This window comes from Devosia sp. (assembly GCF_025809055.1).
Classification (GTDB): domain Bacteria; phylum Pseudomonadota; class Alphaproteobacteria; order Rhizobiales; family Devosiaceae; genus Devosia.
On the sequence record NZ_CP075529.1, the window covers coordinates 1,975,745 to 1,996,732 of the forward strand.

The following is a 20,988-nucleotide window of genomic DNA, read 5'->3' on the forward strand; positions in this document are numbered from 1 at the left end:
AAAAGAGCCGCAGGTTACGGCTCTCGAAGTTAACAGGGAGGCGTCAAACAGAGGGAGAAACCACTCTGAAAAATTCAGAACAATCTGAATAATGAGACCCTAACCCGTAAAGATTAATTCGATGTTAACAGGAGTCGAAATCTTAACCCTGCCGTCCGGTTAACGGATTTTGCTTCGGTCCCCGGCCTCCAGCAGCGTCCGTCCGGCCAGGGTGATCAGCGCCATGCCACCTGCGAGCTCGACCCAGCCCTTGGCGACCAGGCCCGCCAGGTCATCGTCGCGGACCCTGTCCCGCCCCAGCGCCAGGCGCTGCAAGCCAGCCAGATCGCCCGGCTTCACCCCTTCCAGAACTGCATCTCGCCTCATCATCGACACATCCTCCTTGCGACGACTGAACTGGCTTGCTGCAGGATCGGTTCCCAGGCTCAGACCTGGCTGCGGCCGACCCTCCAGTCTCCGGCACGCCGATGACGTGCCGACAGAATCTGTCTCATGAACACCTGCACCGGCTCGGCGAGCCAGGCGCGCTCCAGCGCATTGCGCGCCGGCTTGAGAATACGGGCAGTCACCTCTTCCATCGGGGCCCGACGCATCTCGCCTTCCATGAAGTAAAAGCCTGCGAGCGCCAGCAAAACGGCCGCACCAAGAAGATTCCAATCCATATCCGCCACCTTTGATTGGGTATTCCAGATGCTAGCAGGGCGCGCGCCAGCGCAGAACTGTAACTGATCGTTAAGCCTAACGGCGTCGCAATTGAATCAAAACTTGAAAGCCGCCTCGGCGGCCGAGCGCGATGACCCCTTGGCGGCGATAGCTGCCCGTAGCCGCGTGATTTCCGCTTCCAGCAAAACGATGCGTTCCTCGAGCTCTTCCACCGAAAGGGCATCGAGAACCATGCCGACTTCGTGAGCCGGTGGGCGCTTGTGCACGTCCTCGTCCATCCCTGTCCTCCATGCGAAATGACCTTACCCGAGTGTATCCAACCCGGCTTGCCCGGCAAGCCCATCTCGGCCAGCATGGCGCCATGAACACATCGCCCACACCTCCCATCCCGTCCCTGCCTGGCCAGATGCAGGTCATCTCCATCACCGCTCCCGGCGGCCCTGAAGTCCTTGTGGCCGGGCCCCAACCCTTGCCCGATCTGCAACCGGACCAGGTGCTGATCCGCGTGGCCGCAGCTGGCGTCAATGGACCCGATCTGGCGCAGCGGCGCGGCCACTACGATCCGCCACCGGGCGCTTCCCCTCTGCCCGGGCTCGAAGTCGCCGGCGAAATCGTCGCGCTCGGCAGCACCGTGACAAAACTGGCCATCGGCGATCGGGTCATGGCGCTGACCAATGGCGGTGGTTATGCCGAATATGCAGCCGTACCGGCCGGGCAGGTGTTGCCGGCCCCCGCCAACTGGTCCTATGCGGAAGCTGCCGCCCTGCCCGAAACCTGGTTCACCGTCACCCAGACCCTGGTCATGCGCGCTGGCCTTGAGCCGGGCATGTTCGTTTTGATCCATGGCGGGGCCGGCGGCATAGGCAGCGCCGCCATTCAGATCACCCAAATTCTGGGGGCTCGCCCCATCGCCATTGTCTCCAGCGACGATAAGGCCGCCTATTGCCGGCGCCTGGGGGCCGTGGCCACCATCAACCGGACCACCGATGACATTGTGCAGGCCGTATCCACCACAACGGCGGGTCATGGCGTCGATCGGGTAGTCGATCTGATCGGCGGTGACATGGCGGCCGTAAACATTTCCGCCTGTGCGCCCGGCGCGCATATCGTGCAAGTTTCGACGCTCGAAGGCACCAGCGCCAATGTGCCGTTGCGCCAGATGATGGCCAAGGGACTGACCCTGTCGGGGTCGACCCTCAGGCCCCAATCGGCGGCGACCAAGGCCGCCATCGCCAAGCGGATACGCGATGACCTCTTGCCAGCCCTGGCCAAGCCCGGCTGGGTCCGGCCGAGCCTAAGCAACTTTCCCCTGGCCCGGGCAGCAGAAGCGCACCGGCTGATGGAGAGCCGCGCCCATAGCGGCAAGATCGTGCTGCTGACCGATTTCGGCGCCGCACAAGACCCAGTTTAGTCATTGCGGATCGGTGGCATTCTCCTTATATTCAGCGGCAATTCCCCTCAGGATTTGACCAAGAGGCGGAGCGGCCCGGAGCAAGACCGGTCGCGCCACTAGGAGAAATTTTGCTATGTCCCAGACCCTTCTGATGCCCAAGGCGACCGCCGTCTGGCTGGTGGACAACACGGCGTTGTCCTTCGAGCAGATCGCGGCCTTCTGCACCCTGCATCCGCTGGAAGTGCAGGGCATTGCCGATGGCGACGTCGCCGGCGGCATCATGGGCGTCAATCCGATCCAGAACGGGCAGTTGACCCGCGAGGAGATCGAGAAGGCCGAGGCCGATCCCAATTACCGCATGAAGGTGTCCGACCCCAAGGTTCGCGTCGCCGCCGTCAAGCGCAAGGGCCCGCGTTACACCCCCATCTCGCGCCGCAACGAGCGTCCCAATGCCATCAAGTGGCTGGTGCGCAATCACCCCGAGCTCAAGGACGCGCAGATCATGCGCCTCGTGGGCACGACCAAGTCGACCATCGACTCGGTGCGCGAAAACACCCACTGGAACGCGGCCAACCTCACGGCCATGGACCCGGTCACGCTGGGCCTCTGCAGCCAGATCGACCTCGATCTCGAAGTCAAGCGCGCCTCCAAGGATGCCCCGGCCCAGAACGAAATTGCCGAAGGCACGACCCTGCTCACCGCCGAAGAGGCCCTGGCCCGCGCCGGTGGCCGCAGCTCTGCCGATGCCGAAGCCGGCTATGGCGAGGAAGACGGCGGCCGGTCCTCGCACGGCAATGACGACGAGCTGGATGCCGATTCGGTCTTCTCCAAGCTCAAGTCCCTCAAGTCGGACACCGCCGACGAGGATTGATCCCACCACCCCCGCTCCGGCGGGGGTTTTCTTTCGGGCTTACAAATTTATCCCCCACCTGGCCTTCCCCTGCAGGAGGGAGAGGCACCCATCGGGGCAACGACAACAACGCGGTCGTCTCAATCCTTCTCCTCCCCCTTCTTTAGGGGCGGCCGGGTGGAGTGACCTTTCTCAGACGAGCCCACCCATGTTCGATCTCATCTTCGTCGCCGTCGCCGTAACCGCCGTCCTTATCGTCGGCCTGTCCAAGGCGGGGCTTCTGGGTGGCCTGGGCGTGGTCGGCGTGCCCCTGCTCGCTCTCGTCATGGCGCCGCGCGATGCCGCGGGCATGATGCTCCCAGTCCTACTCTGCATGGATGCGGTGGCCATCTGGATGTACCGGCGGGAATGCGACTGGGGCATATTGCGGATCATGCTGCCCGGCGCTGCCATCGGCACCCTGGTTGGCTGGGCGCTTTGGGCCGTGGTCAGCGATGCGGTCGTGCTGCTGATGGTGGGTGTCGTCACCCTGCTCTTCGTGCTCGACGCCATCCTGCCGCTGCGCAAGAAGCTCGAAGGCCTGCCGCCGTCCCGCCCATGGGGCGCCTTCTGGGGCAGCATTGCCGGCTTTACCAGCTTCATCTCCCACACCGGCGGCCCGCCTTTCCAGATCTATGTCCTGCCCCGCAAGCTGCCTCCTGCCGTCTATGCAGGTACCACCGCCTTCTTCTTTGCCATCGTCAATGCCTCAAAACTCGTGCCCTATTACTTTCTGGGCCAGCTCAACGTTCACAACCTGATGCTGTCGGCCGCCCTGGCGCCGGTGGGCATGGCAGGCGTGTTTCTGGGCGTCTATCTCGTGCGCCGCATCGATGCCCGCCTCTTCTACCGCATCGCCTATTGGCTGGTGTTCCTGCTGGCCCTGCAGTTGATCTGGGAAGGCACGAGCCGGCTTTTGGCGGGTTAGCCCTTTTCATATTCCCGCAAGCACGGGGCTGCCCTCGGACCTGATCCGAGGGCCTGTCATTGCCATGCCTGAATATTATTCTCCGCTCAAAATGGCCCTCGGGTCGCGCCCGAGGGCAGCCCAGTGCGAGTTGGGCCACCAACCCACCACCGCGTCACCGGACCGCCTTCACATCGCTGCGCCCGCTGGCTAAGGTCCGGCCCGAAACAGTTTTCGGGAGTCGCGTGCCATGTCCGCAACCGCTCAAAAGGGCCACAACCAGTTCGGTAACCTGCCGGTCTGGGATCTCAACGATCTCTATCCGGGCCAGGACAGCGCCGAATTCAAGGCGGGCCTGGACGAGGCCAAGGCGTTGGCGGCCAAATTCGAGGCTGACTACAAGGGCAAACTGGCGGAGCTGACCGGTTCGGGCAAGCTGATCGAGGCGATCAAGGACAGTGAGAAATTAGATGACTTGACGGGCAAGATTGGATCGTTCTCGTTTCTCCACTACGCGCAGGACACCCAAGACGGTGACCGAGTCAAATTCATGGGCGACACCAACGAGGCGCTCACTAATCTGTCAACCAAGACATTGTTCTTTGGCCTGGAACTGAATCGAATAGACGATGCCGACCTTGAGTCGGCGCTCAATGCCGATCCAGAACTGTCGCGATATCGCACTTGGCTCGCTGAGCTCCGCAAAGCAAAGCCATATCAGCTCGATGACAAGCTAGAAGAACTGTTCCACGACAAGTCTGCAACAGCTTTCTCAGCTTGGAATCGACTTTATGACGAAACTTTATCAAGCCTTGAGTTTGACGTTGAAGGCGAAAAGCTAAACATCTCCCTCACGCTTCACATCTTGAGTGAAGATGAAGATGAGGCCAAACGCGAAGCCGCCTTCAACGCCCTGGCCAAGGTTTTGAAGGCCAATGGGCGCCTTTTCACCCACATCACCAATGTCCTGGCCAAGGACAAGGAAATCTCCGACCGCTGGCGCGGCTATAAGGACATTGCAGATAGCCGCCACATGGCCAATTCGGTCGAGCGCGAAGTTGTGGATGCGCTCCAGTCCGCCGTGCAGGCGGCCTATCCGCGCCTCTCGCACCGCTACTACAAGATGAAAGCCAAATGGTTCGGCAAGGACAAGCTCAATGCCTGGGACCGCAACGCGCCCCTGCCCACCAGCGACGAGCGCATCTGGGATTGGGACACCGCCGTCACCACCGTGATGGACGCCTATGGCCGCTTCTCGCCGGATCTGGCAGAGGTCGCAAAGCCCTTCTTCAATTCCGGCTGGATCGATGCGCCGACCGGCAATGGCAAGCTTTCGGGCGCCTTTGCCCACCCCACCGTGCCCAGCGCCCACCCCTATCTGATGCTGAACTATCTCGGGCGCACCCGCGATATCATGACCCTGGCCCATGAACTGGGCCACGGCGTGCACCAGCGCCTCGCCGCAGCCCAGGGCCCGATCCTCGCCAATACGCCGCTGACCCTGGCCGAGACTGCCTCGGTCTTCGGCGAAATGCTGACTTTCCGGGCCCTGCTCGACAAGACCACGGATCCGAAACAGCGCTTTGCCCTGCTGTCGTCCAAGGTCGAGGACATGCTCAACACCGTGGTGCGCCAGATCGCCTTCTATACCTTCGAGCGCAAGGTCCACACCGCGCGCCGCCAGGGTGAATTGCGCGCCGAAGAAATCAACGCCATGTGGCTCGAGGTGCAGGCGGAGTCACTCGGCGACGCCATCATTGCCAATGAAGGCTACGAGGTCTTCTGGACCTATATTCCGCACTTCATCCACTCGCCCTTCTATGTCTATGCCTATGCCTTCGGCGATTGCCTTGTGAACTCGCTCTATGCGCAGTATGAGAAGGCCAGCGATGGCTTTGCGGAGCGCTATTTCGAGCTTCTGAAGGCCGGGGGGAGCAAGCACCATTCCGAACTGTTGGCGCCGTTCGGGCTCGACGCCAAGGACCCCCAATTCTGGTCGCTCGGCCTTTCCATGATTGAGGGGCTGATCGACGAACTGGAAGCCACCTCTCCCTGAGGGGCAACCGGCTTTTAAACGTAAGACGGATTTACTTTCGAGGACTCAATGGCCAAACACCACGCCGAACCCCACCCAGCACCCGTACTGGAATCCGCCATGGACTATGCCGAACACGAAAAAACCTATGACGGCTTTGTCCTGGGCGTGAAGTGGTCCATTTACGCCCTCGCGGCCCTGATGGTCATTTTGTTCTTCGTGATCAATCCCTGATCAGACCGACCAGCAGGCGATAAACACAGCCTGCCCCCGGGCAGGCGGGCAGGAGAGTTTCCATGAAAATTGCCGTTCTGCGTGAACGGTTCGAGGGTGAAAGCCGCGTCGCGGCAACGCCCGAGACCGTCGGCAAGCTTATCGTCCTGGGCGCCGCCGTGACGGTGGAAAAGGGCGCCGGGCAGGCCTCCCGCCTGTCCGACAATCTGTACCAGGAAGCGGGCGCCACGCTTGCTGCCACCACGGCCGCAACCGTCAAGGACGCCGACATCGTTCTTTGCGTCCGCCGCCCCCGCGCCACCGATATCGCCGGCACTGCCAAGGGTGCGCTGGTGATCGGCGCGCTTGATCCTTATGGCAACGAGGCCGATATCGCCGCCCTGGCCAAGGCCGGCGTCTCGGCGGTGGCCATGGAATTCATGCCGCGCATCACCCGCGCCCAGGTCATGGACATCCTCTCCTCCCAGGCTAATCTGGCCGGCTACCAGGCGGTTGTTGAGGCCGCTGCCGTCTTCGAACGCGCCATGCCGATGATGATGACGGCCGCCGGCACCGTGCGCCCGGCCAAGGCCTTCGTCATGGGCGCCGGCGTGGCGGGCCTTCAGGCCATCGCCACCGCCAAGCGCCTGGGCGCGGTCGTCTCGGCCACCGACGTGCGCGCCGCCGCCGGCGAGCAGGTCGAATCCCTCGGCGCCAAATTCATCATGACCGAGGCCCTCAAGGATGCCTCGGGCACCGGTGGCTATGCGCGCGAATTGACCAAGGACGAACAGGCCGCACAGGCAGAACTGGTCGCCGGGCACATTTCCAAGCAGGACATCGTCATCACCACCGCCCTCATTCCGGGCCGGCCGGCACCCAAGCTGGTGACAAAGGCCATGGTTGAATCGATGGCGCCCGGTTCGGTGATCGTCGACCTCGCCGCCGAACGTGGCGGCAATGTCGAACTGACCCAGCCGGGCAAGGTCATCGACCATAATGGCGTGACCATTATCGGCCATACCAATCTGGCGGGCCGCATTCCCACCACCGCCAGCCAGCTCTACGCACGCAACCTGCTCTCCTTCATCGACACCCTGGTGGACAAGAAGGAGAAAAAGCTCGCGATCAACTGGGATGACGAACTGGTCAAGGCCACTGTGCTGACCCGCGACGGCGCGGTGGTTCACCCCAATTTCGTCGGCGCCGCTGCGGCCGAAGCACCCAAGCCTGTGGCCAAGCCCAAGGCTGCGCCGAAAAAGCCAGCAACAAAGCCTGTGGCCAAGGCCGCCCCGGCCAAGGCCGCCCCGGCCAAGACCGGCGCCACCGGCAAACCGGCCGCTCCCAAGAAGGCAGCACCAAAGGCGCAAGCCGCACCAGTGCCCGAGGCAGTGGTCACGCCCGCCCCCGCTGCGCCTGTCGTCGCCAGGAAAGCCCCCGCTCGCAAGGCAAATGCGCCAAAGGCCGATGCCGCCGCCAAGAAGCCCGCAGCGCAAAAACCGGCCGCCAAGAAGCCAGCCGCTCCCAAGGAAGGAAAGTAAGATGGACGTATCGGCAATCGACCCCTTCACCTTCCGCCTCGCCATCTTCGTCCTGGCCATCTTCGTCGGCTATTTCGTGGTCTGGTCGGTGACCCCGGCCCTGCACACGCCGCTAATGAGCGTCACCAATGCCATTTCTTCGGTGATCGTCGTCGGCGCTCTTCTGGCCGTGGGCGTCAACATGGTTCATGACGCCAGCTGGGTCTCCAAGCTCTTCGGTTTCATCGCCCTGGTCTTCGCTTCGGTGAACATCTTCGGCGGCTTCCTCGTGACCCAGCGCATGCTGGCCATGTACAAGAAGAAGGGCTGAGGCAAATGATCGACGCTAACTTCGCCGCCCTGCTCTATCTGGTCGCCGGCGTTCTCTTCATCCTGGCCCTGCGCGGCCTGTCCAGCCCGGCCAGCGCCCGCCAGGGCAACCTTTTCGGCATGGTGGGCATGGGCATTGCCATCCTCACCACCCTCGCCGTGGCCGCCCCGTCCGACTTTGTCAGCTGGCTGCTGATCATCGGCGGTCTCGGCCTTGGTGGCGGCATCGGCGCCTATATCGCCCGCTCGGTCAAGATGACCGACATGCCGCAACTGGTCGCCGCCTTCCACTCGCTGGTGGGTCTGGCTGCCGTTTTCGTCGCCGCAGCCGCGCTTTACGCGCCAGAGGCCTTCGGCATCGGCGAAACGGGCCATATCCATGCCCAGGCGCTGATCGAAATGTCGATCGGCACCGCCATCGGCGCCTTCACCTTCACCGGCTCGGTCATCGCCTTTGCCAAGCTCAACGGCAATATGAGCGGCCGGCCGATCCTGCTGCCGGCCCGCCACCTCATCCATATCGGCATGGGCGTCGCCATCATTGCGCTGGTCTGGGCCTTCACCGTCACGGGCAATCCCTGGCTGTTCTGGCTGATCACCATTCTGGCGCTGGTGCTGGGCGGGCTGATGATCATCCCCATCGGCGGCGCCGACATGCCCGTCGTGGTTTCGATGCTCAATTCCTATTCGGGCTGGGCTGCGGCCGGCATCGGCTTCACACTGGGCAATACCGCGCTGATCATTACCGGCGCCCTGGTTGGCTCCTCGGGTGCCATCCTGTCCTACATCATGTGCAAGGCGATGAACCGCAGCTTCATCTCCGTCATCCTGGGCGGTTTTGGTGGCGATGCTGCTGCTGCCGCCAGTGGCGAGGAAGACGACCGCCCGGTCAAGCAGGGGGCAGCGGACGATGCGGCCTTCCTCATGAAAAATGCCGGCAAGGTCATCATCGTGCCCGGCTACGGCATGGCCGTGGCCCAGGCCCAGCACGCCCTGCGCGAAATGGCCGACATGCTCAAGGCCGCCGGCGTCGAGGTCAAATATGCCATCCATCCGGTGGCCGGCCGCATGCCCGGGCACATGAACGTACTCCTGGCCGAGGCCAATGTGCCCTATGACGAGGTGTTCGAACTCGAAGACATCAACTCCGAATTCGCTCAGTCGGACGTCGCCTTCGTCATCGGCGCCAATGACGTCACCAATCCTTCGGCCAAGACTGACAAGACCTCGCCCATTTACGGGATGCCGGTTCTCAACGTCGAAGATGCCGGCACGGTGCTGTTCATCAAGCGCGGCATGGCCGCCGGCTATGCCGGTGTCCAGAACGAGCTGTTCTATCGCGACAACACCATGATGCTGTTCGGCGACGCCAAGAAGATGACCGAGGACATCGTCAAGGCGCTTGGCCACTAACCGGCCCAAAGGGCAAAATCTCTCCGGTGGAGAGATTTCAGGCTAGGGCCCACGAGAGCTGCGCTCGAATGGCGGGGCCCTAGTAAAACACACAGAGGCCCGCTTCGGCGGGCCTTTTGCTTGGTGACATCGCCGCTTGCGCGGCAGTGACGCAATAGTCAATCATGACGGCTGCGGGAGGGACATGATGGCCAAGGCAACGCGCAGCACCAAATCCGGGTCAGCGCCACCGATCCGGCGGCAGGCCGTGGTGATCGTGCACGGCCAGGGCGAGCAGCGGCCCATGGGCACCATCCGCGACTTTGTCCACACCCTCTGGCAGGACAATCCGCAACTCGACACCCCGGGTGAAGACCATCCCCGGCCCCGGCCGATCTGGATCGTGCCAGACGACAAGAGCGGCCTCTACGAGTTGCAGCGCATCACGACGCCCGAACACAATGGCCGGCGCACCGACTTTTTTGAACTCTACTACGCGGACCTGCTCAACGCCACGCCGCTGCGCAATCTGTGGCGCTGGCTGCGGCGGCTGTTATGGATCGACCCGGCCTATGTGCCGCAGCACATGCGCTGGCCCTGGGCGGTGTTCTGGGTGCTGACGGTCATCACCATCATCAGCGCCATGGGCGCGCTGCTGTCGCTGCCCAAACTCCTGCAGTTCGACTGGTACGACCAGTTTCTGGCCCCGGAAGCCCGCCGCGGCCACCTGATCAGCCTTACTGGCCTCGCCCTGGTCCTGTTGCCGAAATTCATCCGGCAACTGGCCTTCATCAAGCGCATCCCCACGCAGGCGCTGATCTTTCTCATAGCGGTGGGCGTACTCGACAGCTTTGGCTGGAGCGGCCATGCGGTCAATCTCATGCTCTTGGGCTGGCTCGCCTACCTCGCCGACACCATGCTGCTGCCTTATTTCGGCGATGCCGCCAGTTATCTCTCCGCCCAGACCGAGACCGTGCAGAGCCGCCAGGGGGTGCGCAATCGCGGCCTGGCGCTGCTCAAGGCACTGCATCAGGATCCTGAATATGACCGGGTGATCGTCATCGCCCATTCGCTGGGTTCGGTGCTGGCCTATGACCTGCTGCATATCCTGTGGCGCGAGGTCGGCCCAACCAAGGACAATCCGCCCACCCACCAGGCCGCCGAGGCGTTCAAGGCCATTGACGCCTTTGTCGCCCAGGCGCCAACGGACCAATGGAGCGAGGCGGATATCGCCCGCTTCCAGGCGCTGCAGTGGCAGGCTTTCGAAGCCATGCGCCAGCAAAAGGCAACCGACGACACCAAGCCCGCCGGCTGGAAGGTGTCCGATCTCATCACCCTGGGCTCACCCCTCTCCAGCGCCGAATTCCTCATCACCGACGGTGCCGCCGACTTCGCCCGCATGAAAGTCGAGCGCGTCCTGCCGACGGCGCCGGCGCAAAACTATGACGAGACCCAGGGCGCGCTCTATGTCGATGCCAAGATGGGCGCGGTCGCCCACCATGCCGCAGTATTCTCGGCAGTGCGCTGGACCAATCTGTTCGACCGGTTCGACTCGCCCATGTTCTTTCTTGGCGACGCCATTTCGGGTCCTCTCGCTGGGGCCGACCGCTTCGGGCCGGGCATCCGCGACATCGATGTCGAGATCCATTGGGGACGGCTCGAATGGCGCCTGTTCACGCATAATTTCTACTGGACCGATACAGCCCAGCCCGGTTCACCCCCGGCCCCGCACATCACAGTCTTCCGCGACGCGGTCGGGCTGGAGCGGTCATAAAGCGTTTTCAAGAAAAGTGGACACCACTTTTCTGGTTCGAAAACGCGACCAATCAAAAGAGTTCGAGCATTCGTTCTGATTCTATCAGAGCGAATGCTCTAGTCCGGTCCACCCAGGACCTCCGAACCGGTGCCACCGCTGCGGCCATGGCGATCGCCCGGATTGCGCAGCGGACAGGTTTGGGTGGACAGGCACCCGCAGCCAATACAGCTCTCGAGGCCGTCGCGCAGCCGGATCAGCCGGTCGATCCGGGCATCGAGGGCCTGGCGCCAGGCCTGCGACATCCTCTCCCAATCTTCTGCCGTGGGTGCGCTGTCACGCGGCAGGCCCGCCATGGCGAGGCCGATGTCTTCCAGCGACAGGCCGACACTTTGCGCCGCCTGGATGACCGCAACGCGCCGCAGCACGCTGCGCTCGTAGCGCCGCTGATTGCCGCCGGTGCGCAGGGATTGGATAAGCCCCTTGCGCTCGTAGAAATGCAGTGCCGACACTGCCACGCCCGACCTTTGGGCAACCTCTCCGACGCTCAACAGAGACTTCAACATCAGTATTGACCTCAACCATTGTTGAGGTTCTATCAATCGATCATCCACGCAACAAGCCGGCGCCGCCCGGCCGAGGAGTGCCGAAATTGGACGATGTCTTTCGCCTGCTGCTGTTCATCCACATCGGCGCGCTGCTGTTCGCCGCCGCCACCAATATCATCATGCCCGCCCTGGTTCCGCGCATGATGGCCCTGGGTGCCGAAGGGCGTGCGACCCTCGGTCCGCTCACCCGGCAGTTGAGCATCAACGCCCGCCTGAGCCTGGCTGTGCTGGTGACCACGGGCCTGCTGATGGTCGCCATTCGCTATGACGCAGGGCTGTGGTCAAACCCCTGGTTCGCCGCAAAGATGGCGTGCGTTGCAGCCATAATCCTGGCTCTGGTCATTGGCTTCACCCCGTGGGGAAAGTCCATTCCGCCGAAAGTCTTCGGCCTTGTCACGCGCCTGGCGCTGATCGGCACCATCTTCTGCGCGGTCCTGGCCTTCAACTGAGCAGTCCCCTCGGCTCAGTAATGCGGCGGCGGCTTGTCCGTCGCCGGATCGGCAATATAGCTGCCCGAGCGGACCTGCTCTTCGAGGAGCGCGAGTTTTCGGGTCAGGAGATCGACGACTTTCCACTGCTCGGTCAGGGCGGCATTGAGCTCCTCGATCGTCTGGTCCTGATAGGCGATGCGCGTCTCCAGCGCCTCGATCCGCTGTTCCATCTCCATCTCCCAGCTTACCAAATCGACCCCAGTTAGCCGCCTTTTGCGGCTCCCTCAAGCCGCTCCGCTTGCGGCGGAGAGATGACGCAAACGGAACTTATCCACAACAATGGCCGTTTCTAGGTGGCAATATGCAATGGGGAGCCGCGAAAATGGCCACCGCAGCAACGTTTACCACCACTGCCTCGACCCAGTCCGTCGTCAGCGCCAATCTGCGTCCGGTTCTGACCATGATCGTCTGCGCCGGTCTGCCCATGGGCATTTTCGGCCTCGTCAACCTGGTCTTCGAGAGCCTGGGCGTGCTGCCCCTGTTCTTCGCCCCGTTCGGCCTGCCAGGCTGGGCTGGCGGCGCCATTCACCTGTTCCAGCTCGCCCTTCTGGGCGGCGCCTTCTGGGCCCTTCTCGACGCCCGCGCCGACCGGGCTACGCGCCTCTGGCTGGCCGCGTTCACGTCTGCATACATTCTCCTGCCCTTCATCACCCCGCCGCTGGATTCGCTGCAGCTTGGCATCCTGTGCTCGAGCCTGTTCCTTCTGGCGCTGGCAGCCCTGCGCCGCGCCGGTGCGGCCTCCCCGCTGGCCGGCTGGCTGATGGCCCCAGTGCTGTCGGTTCTGGGCCTCAGCGCCGCAATGGGCCTGGTGATCACCGCTGCCTATACGCCGCCCTTTGCCCTCATCCAGGGCCAGAACCCGGTCCCGCCCGCCGCCTGATTGGCCGGTTACCCGCAAGTGCCCTCTTGTCACCTCCCGCCCGGACAGCCATCTGGGCGGGAGGATTTCGTTTGAAGGGTTCGCCATGACCAAACTGCTCAAGATCGATGTGTTCACCGACGTTGTCTGCCCCTGGTGCCTCGTCGGCTCTGCCCGTCTCGATCAGGCGCTGGCGTCCCTGCCCGAGGATGTGGAAGTCGAAATCGAGAACCATCCCTTCTATCTCGACCCAAGCGTTCCCCCCGAAGGCGTGGACGTGGGCGAAATGCTCAAAGCCAAGTATGGCCGCGACCCCCAGGAGATGTGGGCCCGGGTGGAAGGCGAGGCGAAAAAGGCCGGCATCGATCTCGATCTCAGCCAGCAGCCGCGCATGTTCAACACTGCCAAGGCCCATACCATCACCCGTTTGTCCCGCGGCAACGGCAACCAGCACGAATTGGCCAATGCCATTGCCGAGGCCTATTTCCTCGGCCATCGCCAGATCAACGACGACAATGTCCTGGTCGATATTGCCGTCGAGCATGGCTGGGACCGGGGCGACGCGCTGGATGCCATTACCGACGAGCATGAATTGTCCATCACCGCCCAACTGGCCCAGAGCGCGGCCGAACAGGGTATTCGTGGTGTGCCCTTCTTCGTCTTCGGCGGCAAATATGCCCTCTCCGGCGCTCAGCCAGATGAGGTCTTCCATCAGGCGCTGGAAAAGATTACCTCCGAGTTGTGACAGCGCCCGCGCTTCTTTAGGCCGGCGCGGAAGAGAGGTATCGTGAAACTGCTGCGCCGGATCGTCGTCATCGCCGCCATTGTCCTCGTGGCTCTCTACGCCGCCATTGTCGGCTACATGTTCTTCAATCAGCGCGCCCTTCAATACGACGCCGAAGGTCCCATCACCCCACTTGCCGAGACCGCGCTTACCCAGGCCCGCGCCATCGCCCTGCCCTCGGGAGACGGGACGATCAACGGCTGGTATCAGCCGCCCCGGCCGGGCATGCCGATCATCGTCTATTACAAGGGCAATTCCGGCAGCTTCAGCCGCGAGCATGAGCGCTACGCCCGGTTCGTGGCCGATGGCTACGGCTTCATCGCCTTCGACTATCGTGGCTTTCCTGCCTCGCCCGGCGCGATCTCGGAGGACAATATCCTCACCGATGCGCTGACCGCCTTCGACTGGGCCGCCGAACAGGGCGCGCCCCTGCTCATCTGGGGTCGATCGCTCGGCTCGGGTCCGGCGACCTATGTGGCCAGCCAGCGCGATGCGGCTGCCCTGCTGCTCGAAACGCCGTTCCTGTCGGCCGTGACCGTAGCGGGCGAACGCTATCCGGTTCTGCCGGTATCGCTGGTGATGCAGGATCAGTTCCGCAATGATCAGTGGATCGCCGAGGTCAGCGAACCGGTGCTGGTGGCTCATGGCACTGCGGACACCACCATCGGCGTCTCCAATGGCGAGCGTCTCTACGCCCTGGCACCCAATCCGGTCGACCTCTGGATCGTCCCCGGCGCCGGCCATTCCGATCTCTGGGACGCCGGCATCTGGGCAGAAGCCAGGCCGTTCTTCGAGCAGGCGATGACCCCGTGACCTCCCCCGCCCCGGCGGGCATGTCAGCGCGCCGCACCGCCATCATTGGCGGTCTCATGGTGGCGACCGGACCGCTGAGCCTCACGCTCTATACCCCGGCCCTGCCCACCATCGTGGCCGATTTCGGCAGCAGCGACGCAGCCGGCAAATTGACCCTGACCGTCTATTTCGCAGCCTTTGCCCTGGCGCAATTGATCTGCGGTCCGCTCTCGGATCGCTATGGCAGACGCCGCGTCGGCATGGCCTTCTTCGCCGTCTATGTGCTGGGCAGCCTGATCTGTGCGCTCGCACCCTCGCTCGAGGTGCTGTTCATCGGCCGCTTCGTACAGGGTTTCGGCGTTTCCGCCGGGGTAGCGCTCTCCCGCGCCATGGTGCGCGATCAGTTCGCCGGCAGCGAAGCCATTCGCATCCTCACCCTCATCAACCTCATTCTGACGGTGACGCCGGCCGTGGCGCCGACCCTGGGCAGCGTCATCCTGCTGCTCGGCACCTGGCACATCATGTTCGTGGTCATGGCCGGATTCGGCCTCGCCATCCTGGCGCTCCTGGCCACCAATGCCCGTGAGACCCTGCCGGAAAGCGCCCGCATTCCGTTCCGGCCCGGCGTCATCTTCGGCAATTACCGCAAGCTCCTGGCAGCGCCGGATTTCCTCGTCCCCACACTGCTGTTGTGTCTTGCCTTCTGGGGCTTTCACGGCTTTACCGCCCTGCTCCCCTTCATCTTCATCGATGGCATGGGTCTCACGCCCTTCCAGTTCGCCATGGCCATGCTGGTGCAGACTGCATCCTTCATCACCGGCAATCTGATCGTCAGCGGCCTCGCCATGCGGATATCGGGCCCAAGACTGATGTCCACTTCCCTGATTCTCTTCGGTATCAGCGGCCTCGGCTTTGCGGTGCTGCCGCCTCTGTTTCCCGCTTCGGTCATCGCGGTCATGGCGCCGGTGGGGGTATGGATGCTCGGCATCGCCTTCCTCAGCCCCAGCGCCACCGCAGCCGCCATGTCGGGGTTCGGATCCATGGCCGGTGCCGCCGGCGCCATGACCGGCTTTTTCCAGGTGGGCGGCGGATTTGCCGGCTCGCTGGCGGCAGGCCTGCTGTTTCCAGACGCCTGGACGGCGCTGGTCGTCATGCTGCCGCTCGTGGCGGCAACCACCATTGCCCTGGCGGTCTTTGATCGCTGGCGCCGCGCTCGCCAGCCGCACTAGCCTATTGCCGGACAAACGAAAACGCCGCCCCGGAAGGGACGGCGTTTCAAATCAGAACGGTCAGGGCCGACTAGCTGCGGCCGGGAGCCGCGATCAGGCCTTCGCGCTGGGCGCGCTTGCGGGCCAGCTTGCGCGCGCGGCGCACAGCTTCTGCCTTCTGGCGGGCCTTCTTTTCGGAGGGCTTTTCATAATAATTGCGAAGCTTCATCTCGCGGAAGACACCTTCGCGCTGCAGCTTCTTCTTGAGCGCGCGCAGCGCCTGGTCAACATTGTTATCGCGAACGACTACTTGCAAAGGTCAACTGCCCTTTCAAAGCCTGGCAATTTGGTTGGATTGAAGCGCCGCGGCCAAAACAGCCACGTCGCCGACCAGCGGAAGCCGGTCACCGTGGCGGGGTCTATAACGCAAGATTCCCGACCTGTCCACACATGGGGACCGGAAAATTGCAGACATATTGCCCGCTTCGACCCATCGCGCTAACGCTGGGCGGAGCCAATGGAGAGCCATCCCATGCATCAGCCCGTCGTCTTTCTACCCGGACTCATCTGCGACGCCCGCCTCTGGCGCGATGTGATCGACGGCCTGGCCGACCGCGTGGCCCCCATGGTGGCCGATCTGCGCCTTGATGACACCATCGCCGCCATGGCCAGCCGCACGCTGGCGGCAGCGCCCCAGCGCTTCGCCCTGGCGGGGCTGTCCATGGGCGGCTATGTGGCGCTCGAAATCATGCGCCAGGCGCCCGACCGGGTCACGCACCTGGCCCTGTTCGACACCTCGGCCCGCGCCGACACCGAAGAGCGCCGCGAAACCCGGCGCAAGGGCATCGAGATGATCGGCCAGGGCAAGTTCATCGGCGTGTCCCGGGGGTTGCTGGGCCAGCTCGTCGCGCCGCACCATCTGGGCACGCCGCTGGCCGAGGAGGTGCAGGCCATGTCCGAGCGCGTGGGCGAGCAGGCCTATATCCGTCAACAAAAGGCGATTCTCGGCCGGATCGATTCCGTCCCCCATCTCGCCGACATCGCCGTACCGACCCTGGTCGGCGTGGGCATGCTCGACAAGATGACACCGCCCGAACTGGCCGAGGAAATGGCGCAGCACATCCCCGGGGCGGACCTCGTCCGCTTTCCGGAGGCCGCGCACCTGCCGACCATGGAAAATCCGGCCTCGGTCATCGCCGCCATGCGAAACTGGCTCGCCCGATAGCCTGAGTGGAGCCGCGGAACCGTCTCAGCCCCTTACGATGGTGTTCACATGACCCATCTTGCGGCCGGGCCGGGCTTCTGCCTTGCCGTAAAGATGCGGCTGGCTGTCCCCATCGAGCTCCATCGGCACGCGATCGACCTCGTCGCCGATCAGGTTCTGCATCACCACATCGGCCATGCGCCGCGGATCGCCCAGCGGCCAGCCGGCAATGGCACGGATATGCTGCTCGAACTGGTCGGTGAGACAGACCGCCTCGGTCCAGTGCCCCGAATTGTGGACGCGCGGCGCGATTTCATTGACCACCAGGCTCGGCCGCTCCCCGGCCACCACGAAAAACTCGACCCCGAGCACCCCGACATAGTCGAGCGCCACGACGATGACCTTGGCCAGCATCTGCGCGTGCTTATCGACGCCCGGCGGAATGTCGGCCGGAACCGTTGAGGTGTGAAGGATGTGATTGCGGTGGACGTTCTCGGCCGCATCGAAGGTGCGCACCGCGCCATCGAGCCCGCGCGCCACCACGACCGAGATCTCTTTTTCGAACGGCACGAAGCCTTCGAGCACCAGCGGATGCGGCTTTAGTTCGCCAAAAGCCGCATCGGCATCGTCAGGTTCGCGCAGCACACGCTGGCCCTTGCCGTCATAGCCCAGCCGCGTCGTCTTGAGCACCGCCGGCAGGCCGATCTCGGCCACGGCGGCGTGGAGGTCTTCAAGGCTGTGAACCGCCCTATAGGGCGCCACGGGGATGTTCTTGGAGGCGAGAAAAGCCTTTTCGGCCAGCCGGTCCTGCGAAATGGCCAGGGCATTGGCACCCGGCCGCAGCGGCTTCAGACCGGCAAGCACCTCCGCCGTCGCGGCCGGCACATTCTCAAACTCATAGGTGACCACATCGACGGCCGCCGCAAACGCCGTCAGCGCTGCAACATCGTCATAGGCCGCGACGGTCTTGTGCTGGGTCACCTCGAAGGCCGGACTGTCCGGGTCAGGACAATAGATATGGCACTTCAGCCCCAGCCGCGCCGCCGCCAGGGCCAGCATCCGGCCCAGTTGGCCGCCTCCCAGGATGCCGATGGTGGAACCGGGGGCGAGGGCAGCGGGAGACTGGGTCAAGGGTCTACTCGAGGTCGGACGGGAAATGAGGAACGGCCTGCGCCTGGCGCGCCCGGTGCGCCTCGAGCCGGTCGGCGAGGTCTTCATCGGAAAGCGCCAGCACCGATGCGGCCAGCAGCGCGGCATTGATGGCGCCGGGTTCGCCTATGGCCAGGGTGCCCACCGGAATACCGCCCGGCATCTGCACGATGGAATAAAGGCTGTCGAGGCCGTTGAGCGCCTTGGAGCGCACCGGCACACCAAAGACCGGCAAGGTGGTCATGGATGCAATCATGCCGGGCAGATGCGCAGCGCCGCCTGCCCCCGCAATGATGACCTTGATCCCCTCGACCTTGGCATTGGTGGCAAAATCCACCATGCGCTCGGGCGTACGATGCGCCGAGACGATGCGCGCCTCATATTCGATTTCAAGGGTTTCGAGGGTTTCGGCGGCCAGCCGCATTGTGGGCCAGTCCGACTGGCTGCCCATGACGATGGCGACCATTGGCTTGAGCATGGCGATTCCCCCGTACACGCTCCGCAAAGCGCGCAACTAGCCCACATTTGGCCACAAAACAAGGCGGCTCACGCCTCAGGCGATGATGTCGGGCAACAAAATGTTCTCGAGCTGAACAATCCGGTCCTTGAGCATCAGCTTGCGCTTCTTGAGCCGCTGCACCAGCATCCGGTCGCCCACATGCGACTGCGTCAGGGTATGGATCGCCGCATCGAGATCGGCGTGTTCCTGGCGTTTGGTGGCCAGTTCCAGACCCAGTTGGGCTTCCTGTTCCTTGGTCAGAGACAGCATGGGGAACCACTATTGTCGGGCACCGAATATAGTCTTGGTTAACCGATCACGGATCGTTTTGCATCAGATTTCGGACCGCGCTCCGATCGGCGTCGACAAAGCATGAAATATTTGTGACGATGGCTTTGTCCAAAACGCTGAAAGGAGTTTTCTATGACGACTGAAGGCCACATCGCAGCGCTCGAGCGGCGCCATCAGGAACTGGATCGTCAGATAGAGTCCCAAATCCAATCCCGGACCGCTGACGACATGATGGTCAACGCACTCAAGCGCAAGAAACTCGAAGTGAAGGACGAACTCTTCAAGCTCCAGAACAGCCGGCAATAGCGGAATTGCCGACCCTTTAGGGGCCGGTTCTGGAGGGTCACGGCGCAAGCCGCGGCCCTTTTTTCATGGCCACTTCCCGCCCGGTCGCCTCCCCGCGCTACGGCCGATTGTTCAAGATTAACACCCTCTTAAGGCCCGTTCGGCATCGTCTTCCCAAAACGGCACACCTCGATTCGTGCCGGGGTGAATTGAATTGGGACCTGTATGACGCGCGTTCTGGTTGTCGACGATGATCCGGTACAATTGCGCCTGACGGCGGAGGTCGCCAATAAGGCCGGCTTCAAGCCCTTGATGGCAACAGGGGGCGAACAGGCCCTCACCATCCTGCGCGGCGACCGCCAGATCGGCGCCATGATCCTTGATCTCGTCATGCCTGATCTCGATGGCATGGGCGTCATGGACGTGATGCGCCGCGAGGGCCTGACCACTCCGGTCATCATCCAGACGGCCAATGCCTCGCTCGAAACCGTGGTCTCGGCCATGCGCCAGGGAGCGGCCGACTATTTCGTCAAGCCCGTGGCGCCCGAGCGCCTCGTCATCTCCCTGCGCAACGCCATGAAGCTCGATGCTCTCGAGGCCTCGATCCGCGCCGAGCAGGGGCGCCGCACCGGTACCTTCACCCAGGCCGACATGATTGCCAGCGCCCCCGCCATGGCCCGGGTACTGACCCTGTGCGCCAAGGCGGCCAAGACGCAGATTCCCGTCCTCATCGAGGGCGAAACCGGCACCGGCAAGGAGCTGGTGGCCCGGATCATTCAGGGCAGCGGCGAACGTGCCGGAAAACCCTTCGTCACCGTCAACTGCGGCGCCATCCCGCCCAATCTGGTTGAATCGGTGCTGTTCGGGCACAAGAAGGGTGCCTTTACCGGCGCCCATGCCGACCAGGCCGGCAAGTTTGCCGAGGCTCATAACGGCACGCTGTTTCTCGACGAAGTCGGGGAATTGCCGGCCGAGGTGCAGGTCAAGCTGCTGCGGGCGCTGCAGGAAGGCGAGATCGAACCGGTTGGCGCCAGCCGCCCCGAAAAGGTCAATGTACGGCTGATTTCGGCCACCAATCGGCGGCTGCTCAATCTGGCCAAGTCCGGCGAGTTCCGCGAAGACCTGTTCTACCGGCTCAATGTCTTCCCCGTCTATGTGCCGCCCCTGCGCGACCGCAAGGAAGACCTGGCCGCGCTGGTGAACCACTTTGTCGCCCGCTTCGCCGCCGAGGCCGGCAAGCGCATCCTGGGCATCACGCCCGCAGCGCTCGATCTGCTCAACCGCTATGACTGGCCCGGCAATGTGCGCCAGCTTGAAAACGCCGTCTATCGCGCCATCGTGTTGACCGACGGCGCCTTTCTCGAAACCCAGGATTTTCCGCAGATCGTGGCCCAGACCGAGGGGCGCGAGCAGGCCCTGCGCACGGTCGAACTCACGCCCACCCCGGCAGCGCCCATGCATATCGACACCGCCCCGGCCCGCACGCGCGTTGAAGAGCCCGTCGTCATCGCCCAGGACCGGTTTCTCGATGAAACCGGCCAGTTGCAGGCATTGTCGTCCATTGAACGTGCGGCCATCGAATTCGCAATCGCCCATCACGGCGGGCGCATGTCGCGCGTTGCCCGTGCCCTGGGTATCGGCCGGTCGACCCTATATCGCAAGCTGCACGAATATGGCCTGGCCGAGGGCCTGATCAACGACGCAGCCTGAGCCCGCCCGGCGT

At 63.4% G+C, this 20,988-nt stretch carries 26 protein-coding genes; 17 read left to right on the forward strand and 9 right to left on the reverse strand.

Going from position 1 to position 20,988, the window contains the following annotated elements; translation table 11 throughout:
- Nucleotides 1-159: 159 nt before the first annotated feature.
- The 3 genes from KIT02_RS09600 to KIT02_RS09610 form a co-directional block, all read right to left on the reverse strand.
- A complete protein-coding gene (locus tag KIT02_RS09600; RefSeq protein WP_297577281.1) occupies nt 160-369 on the reverse strand; it encodes a hypothetical protein in 210 nt (69 codons plus the stop codon).
- Between the two features lie 56 nt (nt 370-425).
- Nucleotides 426-662, reverse strand: a complete 237-nt coding sequence (locus KIT02_RS09605) for a hypothetical protein (protein WP_297577283.1) — start codon at nt 660-662, stop codon at nt 426-428.
- 96 nt (nt 663-758) lie between these two features.
- A complete protein-coding gene (locus tag KIT02_RS09610; RefSeq protein ID WP_297577285.1) occupies nt 759-941 on the reverse strand; it encodes a DUF1192 domain-containing protein in 183 nt (60 codons plus the stop codon).
- Between the two features lie 83 nt (nt 942-1,024).
- Here KIT02_RS09610 and KIT02_RS09615 point away from each other — a divergent pair, with 83 nt between their 5' ends.
- The 9 genes from KIT02_RS09615 to KIT02_RS09655 all read left to right on the forward strand — a co-directional run bounded on the left by KIT02_RS09615 (nt 1,025) and on the right by KIT02_RS09655 (nt 11,116).
- A complete protein-coding gene (locus tag KIT02_RS09615) occupies nt 1,025-2,074 on the forward strand; it encodes an NAD(P)H-quinone oxidoreductase (RefSeq protein ID WP_297577287.1) in 1,050 nt (349 codons plus the stop codon).
- 115 nt (nt 2,075-2,189) lie between these two features.
- Nucleotides 2,190-2,927: a cell cycle transcriptional regulator TrcR gene (locus tag KIT02_RS09620; protein ID WP_297577289.1), complete on the forward strand. Its 738-nt coding sequence runs from the start codon at nt 2,190-2,192 to the stop codon at nt 2,925-2,927.
- Nucleotides 2,928-3,114: 187 nt separating this feature from the next.
- Nucleotides 3,115-3,873, forward strand: a complete 759-nt coding sequence (locus tag KIT02_RS09625) for a sulfite exporter TauE/SafE family protein (RefSeq protein ID WP_297577291.1) — start codon at nt 3,115-3,117, stop codon at nt 3,871-3,873.
- A gap of 229 nt (nt 3,874-4,102) precedes the next feature.
- The gene (locus tag KIT02_RS09630; protein ID WP_297577293.1) at nt 4,103-5,908 is read left to right on the forward strand and encodes a M3 family oligoendopeptidase; all 1,806 of its coding nucleotides are present in this window, start codon (nt 4,103-4,105) and stop codon (nt 5,906-5,908) included.
- A gap of 48 nt (nt 5,909-5,956) precedes the next feature.
- On the forward strand, nt 5,957-6,121 hold the full coding sequence (locus KIT02_RS09635) for an aa3-type cytochrome c oxidase subunit IV (protein ID WP_297577296.1): 165 nt from the start codon (nt 5,957-5,959) through the stop codon (nt 6,119-6,121).
- Nucleotides 6,122-6,183: 62 nt separating this feature from the next.
- Complete coding sequence (locus tag KIT02_RS09640) at nt 6,184-7,641, forward strand: Re/Si-specific NAD(P)(+) transhydrogenase subunit alpha (RefSeq protein WP_297577298.1); 1,458 nt, start codon at nt 6,184-6,186, stop codon at nt 7,639-7,641.
- Nucleotide 7,642: 1 nt separating this feature from the next.
- A complete protein-coding gene (locus tag KIT02_RS09645; protein WP_297577300.1) occupies nt 7,643-7,951 on the forward strand; it encodes a proton-translocating transhydrogenase family protein in 309 nt (102 codons plus the stop codon).
- A gap of 8 nt (nt 7,952-7,959) precedes the next feature.
- The gene (locus KIT02_RS09650) at nt 7,960-9,363 is read left to right on the forward strand and encodes an NAD(P)(+) transhydrogenase (Re/Si-specific) subunit beta (RefSeq protein WP_297585213.1); all 1,404 of its coding nucleotides are present in this window, start codon (nt 7,960-7,962) and stop codon (nt 9,361-9,363) included.
- 187 nt (nt 9,364-9,550) lie between these two features.
- The gene (locus KIT02_RS09655) at nt 9,551-11,116 is read left to right on the forward strand and encodes a hypothetical protein (protein ID WP_297577304.1); all 1,566 of its coding nucleotides are present in this window, start codon (nt 9,551-9,553) and stop codon (nt 11,114-11,116) included.
- A gap of 98 nt (nt 11,117-11,214) precedes the next feature.
- On the opposite strand, the gene soxR is transcribed toward KIT02_RS09655, so the two are convergent.
- A complete protein-coding gene (soxR, locus tag KIT02_RS09660) occupies nt 11,215-11,664 on the reverse strand; it encodes a redox-sensitive transcriptional activator SoxR (RefSeq protein WP_297585217.1) in 450 nt (149 codons plus the stop codon).
- Between the two features lie 83 nt (nt 11,665-11,747).
- Between soxR and KIT02_RS09665 the strand changes: the two genes are divergently transcribed.
- Nucleotides 11,748-12,152 (forward strand): hypothetical protein, encoded by a 405-nt coding sequence (locus KIT02_RS09665; protein ID WP_297577306.1) that lies wholly within the window; start codon nt 11,748-11,750, stop codon nt 12,150-12,152.
- A gap of 14 nt (nt 12,153-12,166) precedes the next feature.
- On the opposite strand, the gene KIT02_RS09670 is transcribed toward KIT02_RS09665, so the two are convergent.
- On the reverse strand, nt 12,167-12,370 hold the full coding sequence (locus KIT02_RS09670) for a SlyX family protein (RefSeq protein ID WP_297577308.1): 204 nt from the start codon (nt 12,368-12,370) through the stop codon (nt 12,167-12,169).
- A 146-nt stretch (nt 12,371-12,516) separates the two neighbouring features.
- Between KIT02_RS09670 and KIT02_RS09675 the strand changes: the two genes are divergently transcribed.
- The 4 genes from KIT02_RS09675 to KIT02_RS09690 all read left to right on the forward strand — a co-directional run bounded on the left by KIT02_RS09675 (nt 12,517) and on the right by KIT02_RS09690 (nt 15,858).
- Nucleotides 12,517-13,074, forward strand: a complete 558-nt coding sequence (locus KIT02_RS09675) for a hypothetical protein (RefSeq protein WP_297577310.1) — start codon at nt 12,517-12,519, stop codon at nt 13,072-13,074.
- Nucleotides 13,075-13,159: 85 nt separating this feature from the next.
- Entirely contained in the window at nt 13,160-13,798 is a 639-nt protein-coding gene (locus tag KIT02_RS09680; protein WP_297577318.1) for a DsbA family oxidoreductase, read from the forward strand.
- 42 nt (nt 13,799-13,840) lie between these two features.
- Nucleotides 13,841-14,650: an alpha/beta hydrolase gene (locus KIT02_RS09685; RefSeq protein ID WP_297577320.1), complete on the forward strand. Its 810-nt coding sequence runs from the start codon at nt 13,841-13,843 to the stop codon at nt 14,648-14,650.
- Nucleotides 14,647-15,858 carry a multidrug effflux MFS transporter gene (locus KIT02_RS09690; RefSeq protein ID WP_297577322.1) on the forward strand — a complete coding sequence of 404 codons (1,212 nt, stop codon included), beginning with the start codon at nt 14,647-14,649 and terminating at the stop codon, nt 15,856-15,858. The genes KIT02_RS09685 and KIT02_RS09690 overlap by 4 nt, the downstream gene beginning before the upstream one ends.
- A 70-nt stretch (nt 15,859-15,928) precedes the next feature.
- Here KIT02_RS09690 and rpsU read toward each other — a convergent pair whose 3' ends face one another.
- The gene (rpsU, locus tag KIT02_RS09695) at nt 15,929-16,153 is read right to left on the reverse strand and encodes a 30S ribosomal protein S21 (protein WP_297577325.1); all 225 of its coding nucleotides are present in this window, start codon (nt 16,151-16,153) and stop codon (nt 15,929-15,931) included.
- 216 nt (nt 16,154-16,369) lie between these two features.
- On the opposite strand from rpsU, the gene KIT02_RS09700 reads away from it, so the two are divergent.
- Nucleotides 16,370-17,062, forward strand: coding sequence for an alpha/beta fold hydrolase (locus KIT02_RS09700; RefSeq protein ID WP_297577327.1), 693 nt, complete (start codon nt 16,370-16,372; stop codon nt 17,060-17,062).
- 24 nt (nt 17,063-17,086) lie between these two features.
- Here the strand turns inward: KIT02_RS09700 and KIT02_RS09705 are convergent, their stop codons facing one another.
- The 3 genes from KIT02_RS09705 to KIT02_RS09715 form a co-directional block, all read right to left on the reverse strand.
- Nucleotides 17,087-18,172, reverse strand: a complete 1,086-nt coding sequence (locus KIT02_RS09705) for a 5-(carboxyamino)imidazole ribonucleotide synthase (protein ID WP_297577329.1) — start codon at nt 18,170-18,172, stop codon at nt 17,087-17,089.
- A gap of 4 nt (nt 18,173-18,176) precedes the next feature.
- Nucleotides 18,177-18,668, reverse strand: coding sequence for a 5-(carboxyamino)imidazole ribonucleotide mutase (gene purE, locus KIT02_RS09710; RefSeq protein ID WP_297577331.1), 492 nt, complete (start codon nt 18,666-18,668; stop codon nt 18,177-18,179).
- A gap of 75 nt (nt 18,669-18,743) precedes the next feature.
- Complete coding sequence (locus KIT02_RS09715) at nt 18,744-18,959, reverse strand: DUF465 domain-containing protein (RefSeq protein ID WP_297577333.1); 216 nt, start codon at nt 18,957-18,959, stop codon at nt 18,744-18,746.
- Between the two features lie 153 nt (nt 18,960-19,112).
- On the opposite strand from KIT02_RS09715, the gene KIT02_RS09720 reads away from it, so the two are divergent.
- Nucleotides 19,113-19,286, forward strand: a complete 174-nt coding sequence (locus KIT02_RS09720; RefSeq protein WP_297577335.1) for a DUF465 domain-containing protein — start codon at nt 19,113-19,115, stop codon at nt 19,284-19,286.
- 204 nt (nt 19,287-19,490) lie between these two features.
- Nucleotides 19,491-20,975, forward strand: coding sequence for a sigma-54 dependent transcriptional regulator (locus KIT02_RS09725; protein ID WP_297577337.1), 1,485 nt, complete (start codon nt 19,491-19,493; stop codon nt 20,973-20,975).
- Nucleotides 20,976-20,988: the final 13 nt, after the last annotated feature.

Bases quoted from the DNA above. Each gene is read 5' to 3' on its own strand.
- KIT02_RS09600 (WP_297577281.1), bottom strand. From the start codon at position 369: ATGATGAGGCGAGATGCAGTTCTGGAAGGGGTGAAGCCGGGCGATCTG.
- KIT02_RS09605 (WP_297577283.1), bottom strand. From the start codon at position 662: ATGGATTGGAATCTTCTTGGTGCGGCCGTTTTGCTGGCGCTCGCAGGC.
- KIT02_RS09610 (WP_297577285.1), bottom strand. From the start codon at position 941: ATGGACGAGGACGTGCACAAGCGCCCACCGGCTCACGAAGTCGGCATG.
- KIT02_RS09615 (WP_297577287.1), top strand. From the start codon at position 1,025: ATGAACACATCGCCCACACCTCCCATCCCGTCCCTGCCTGGCCAGATG.
- KIT02_RS09620 (WP_297577289.1), top strand. From the start codon at position 2,190: ATGTCCCAGACCCTTCTGATGCCCAAGGCGACCGCCGTCTGGCTGGTG.
- KIT02_RS09625 (WP_297577291.1), top strand. From the start codon at position 3,115: ATGTTCGATCTCATCTTCGTCGCCGTCGCCGTAACCGCCGTCCTTATC.
- KIT02_RS09630 (WP_297577293.1), top strand. From the start codon at position 4,103: ATGTCCGCAACCGCTCAAAAGGGCCACAACCAGTTCGGTAACCTGCCG.
- KIT02_RS09635 (WP_297577296.1), top strand. From the start codon at position 5,957: ATGGCCAAACACCACGCCGAACCCCACCCAGCACCCGTACTGGAATCC.
- KIT02_RS09640 (WP_297577298.1), top strand. From the start codon at position 6,184: ATGAAAATTGCCGTTCTGCGTGAACGGTTCGAGGGTGAAAGCCGCGTC.
- KIT02_RS09645 (WP_297577300.1), top strand. From the start codon at position 7,643: ATGGACGTATCGGCAATCGACCCCTTCACCTTCCGCCTCGCCATCTTC.
- KIT02_RS09655 (WP_297577304.1), top strand. From the start codon at position 9,551: ATGGCCAAGGCAACGCGCAGCACCAAATCCGGGTCAGCGCCACCGATC.
- KIT02_RS09670 (WP_297577308.1), bottom strand. From the start codon at position 12,370: ATGGAGATGGAACAGCGGATCGAGGCGCTGGAGACGCGCATCGCCTAT.
- KIT02_RS09675 (WP_297577310.1), top strand. From the start codon at position 12,517: ATGGCCACCGCAGCAACGTTTACCACCACTGCCTCGACCCAGTCCGTC.
- KIT02_RS09680 (WP_297577318.1), top strand. From the start codon at position 13,160: ATGACCAAACTGCTCAAGATCGATGTGTTCACCGACGTTGTCTGCCCC.
- KIT02_RS09700 (WP_297577327.1), top strand. From the start codon at position 16,370: ATGCATCAGCCCGTCGTCTTTCTACCCGGACTCATCTGCGACGCCCGC.
- purE (WP_297577331.1), bottom strand. From the start codon at position 18,668: ATGCTCAAGCCAATGGTCGCCATCGTCATGGGCAGCCAGTCGGACTGG.
- KIT02_RS09715 (WP_297577333.1), bottom strand. From the start codon at position 18,959: ATGCTGTCTCTGACCAAGGAACAGGAAGCCCAACTGGGTCTGGAACTG.
- KIT02_RS09720 (WP_297577335.1), top strand. From the start codon at position 19,113: ATGACGACTGAAGGCCACATCGCAGCGCTCGAGCGGCGCCATCAGGAA.
- KIT02_RS09725 (WP_297577337.1), top strand. From the start codon at position 19,491: ATGACGCGCGTTCTGGTTGTCGACGATGATCCGGTACAATTGCGCCTG.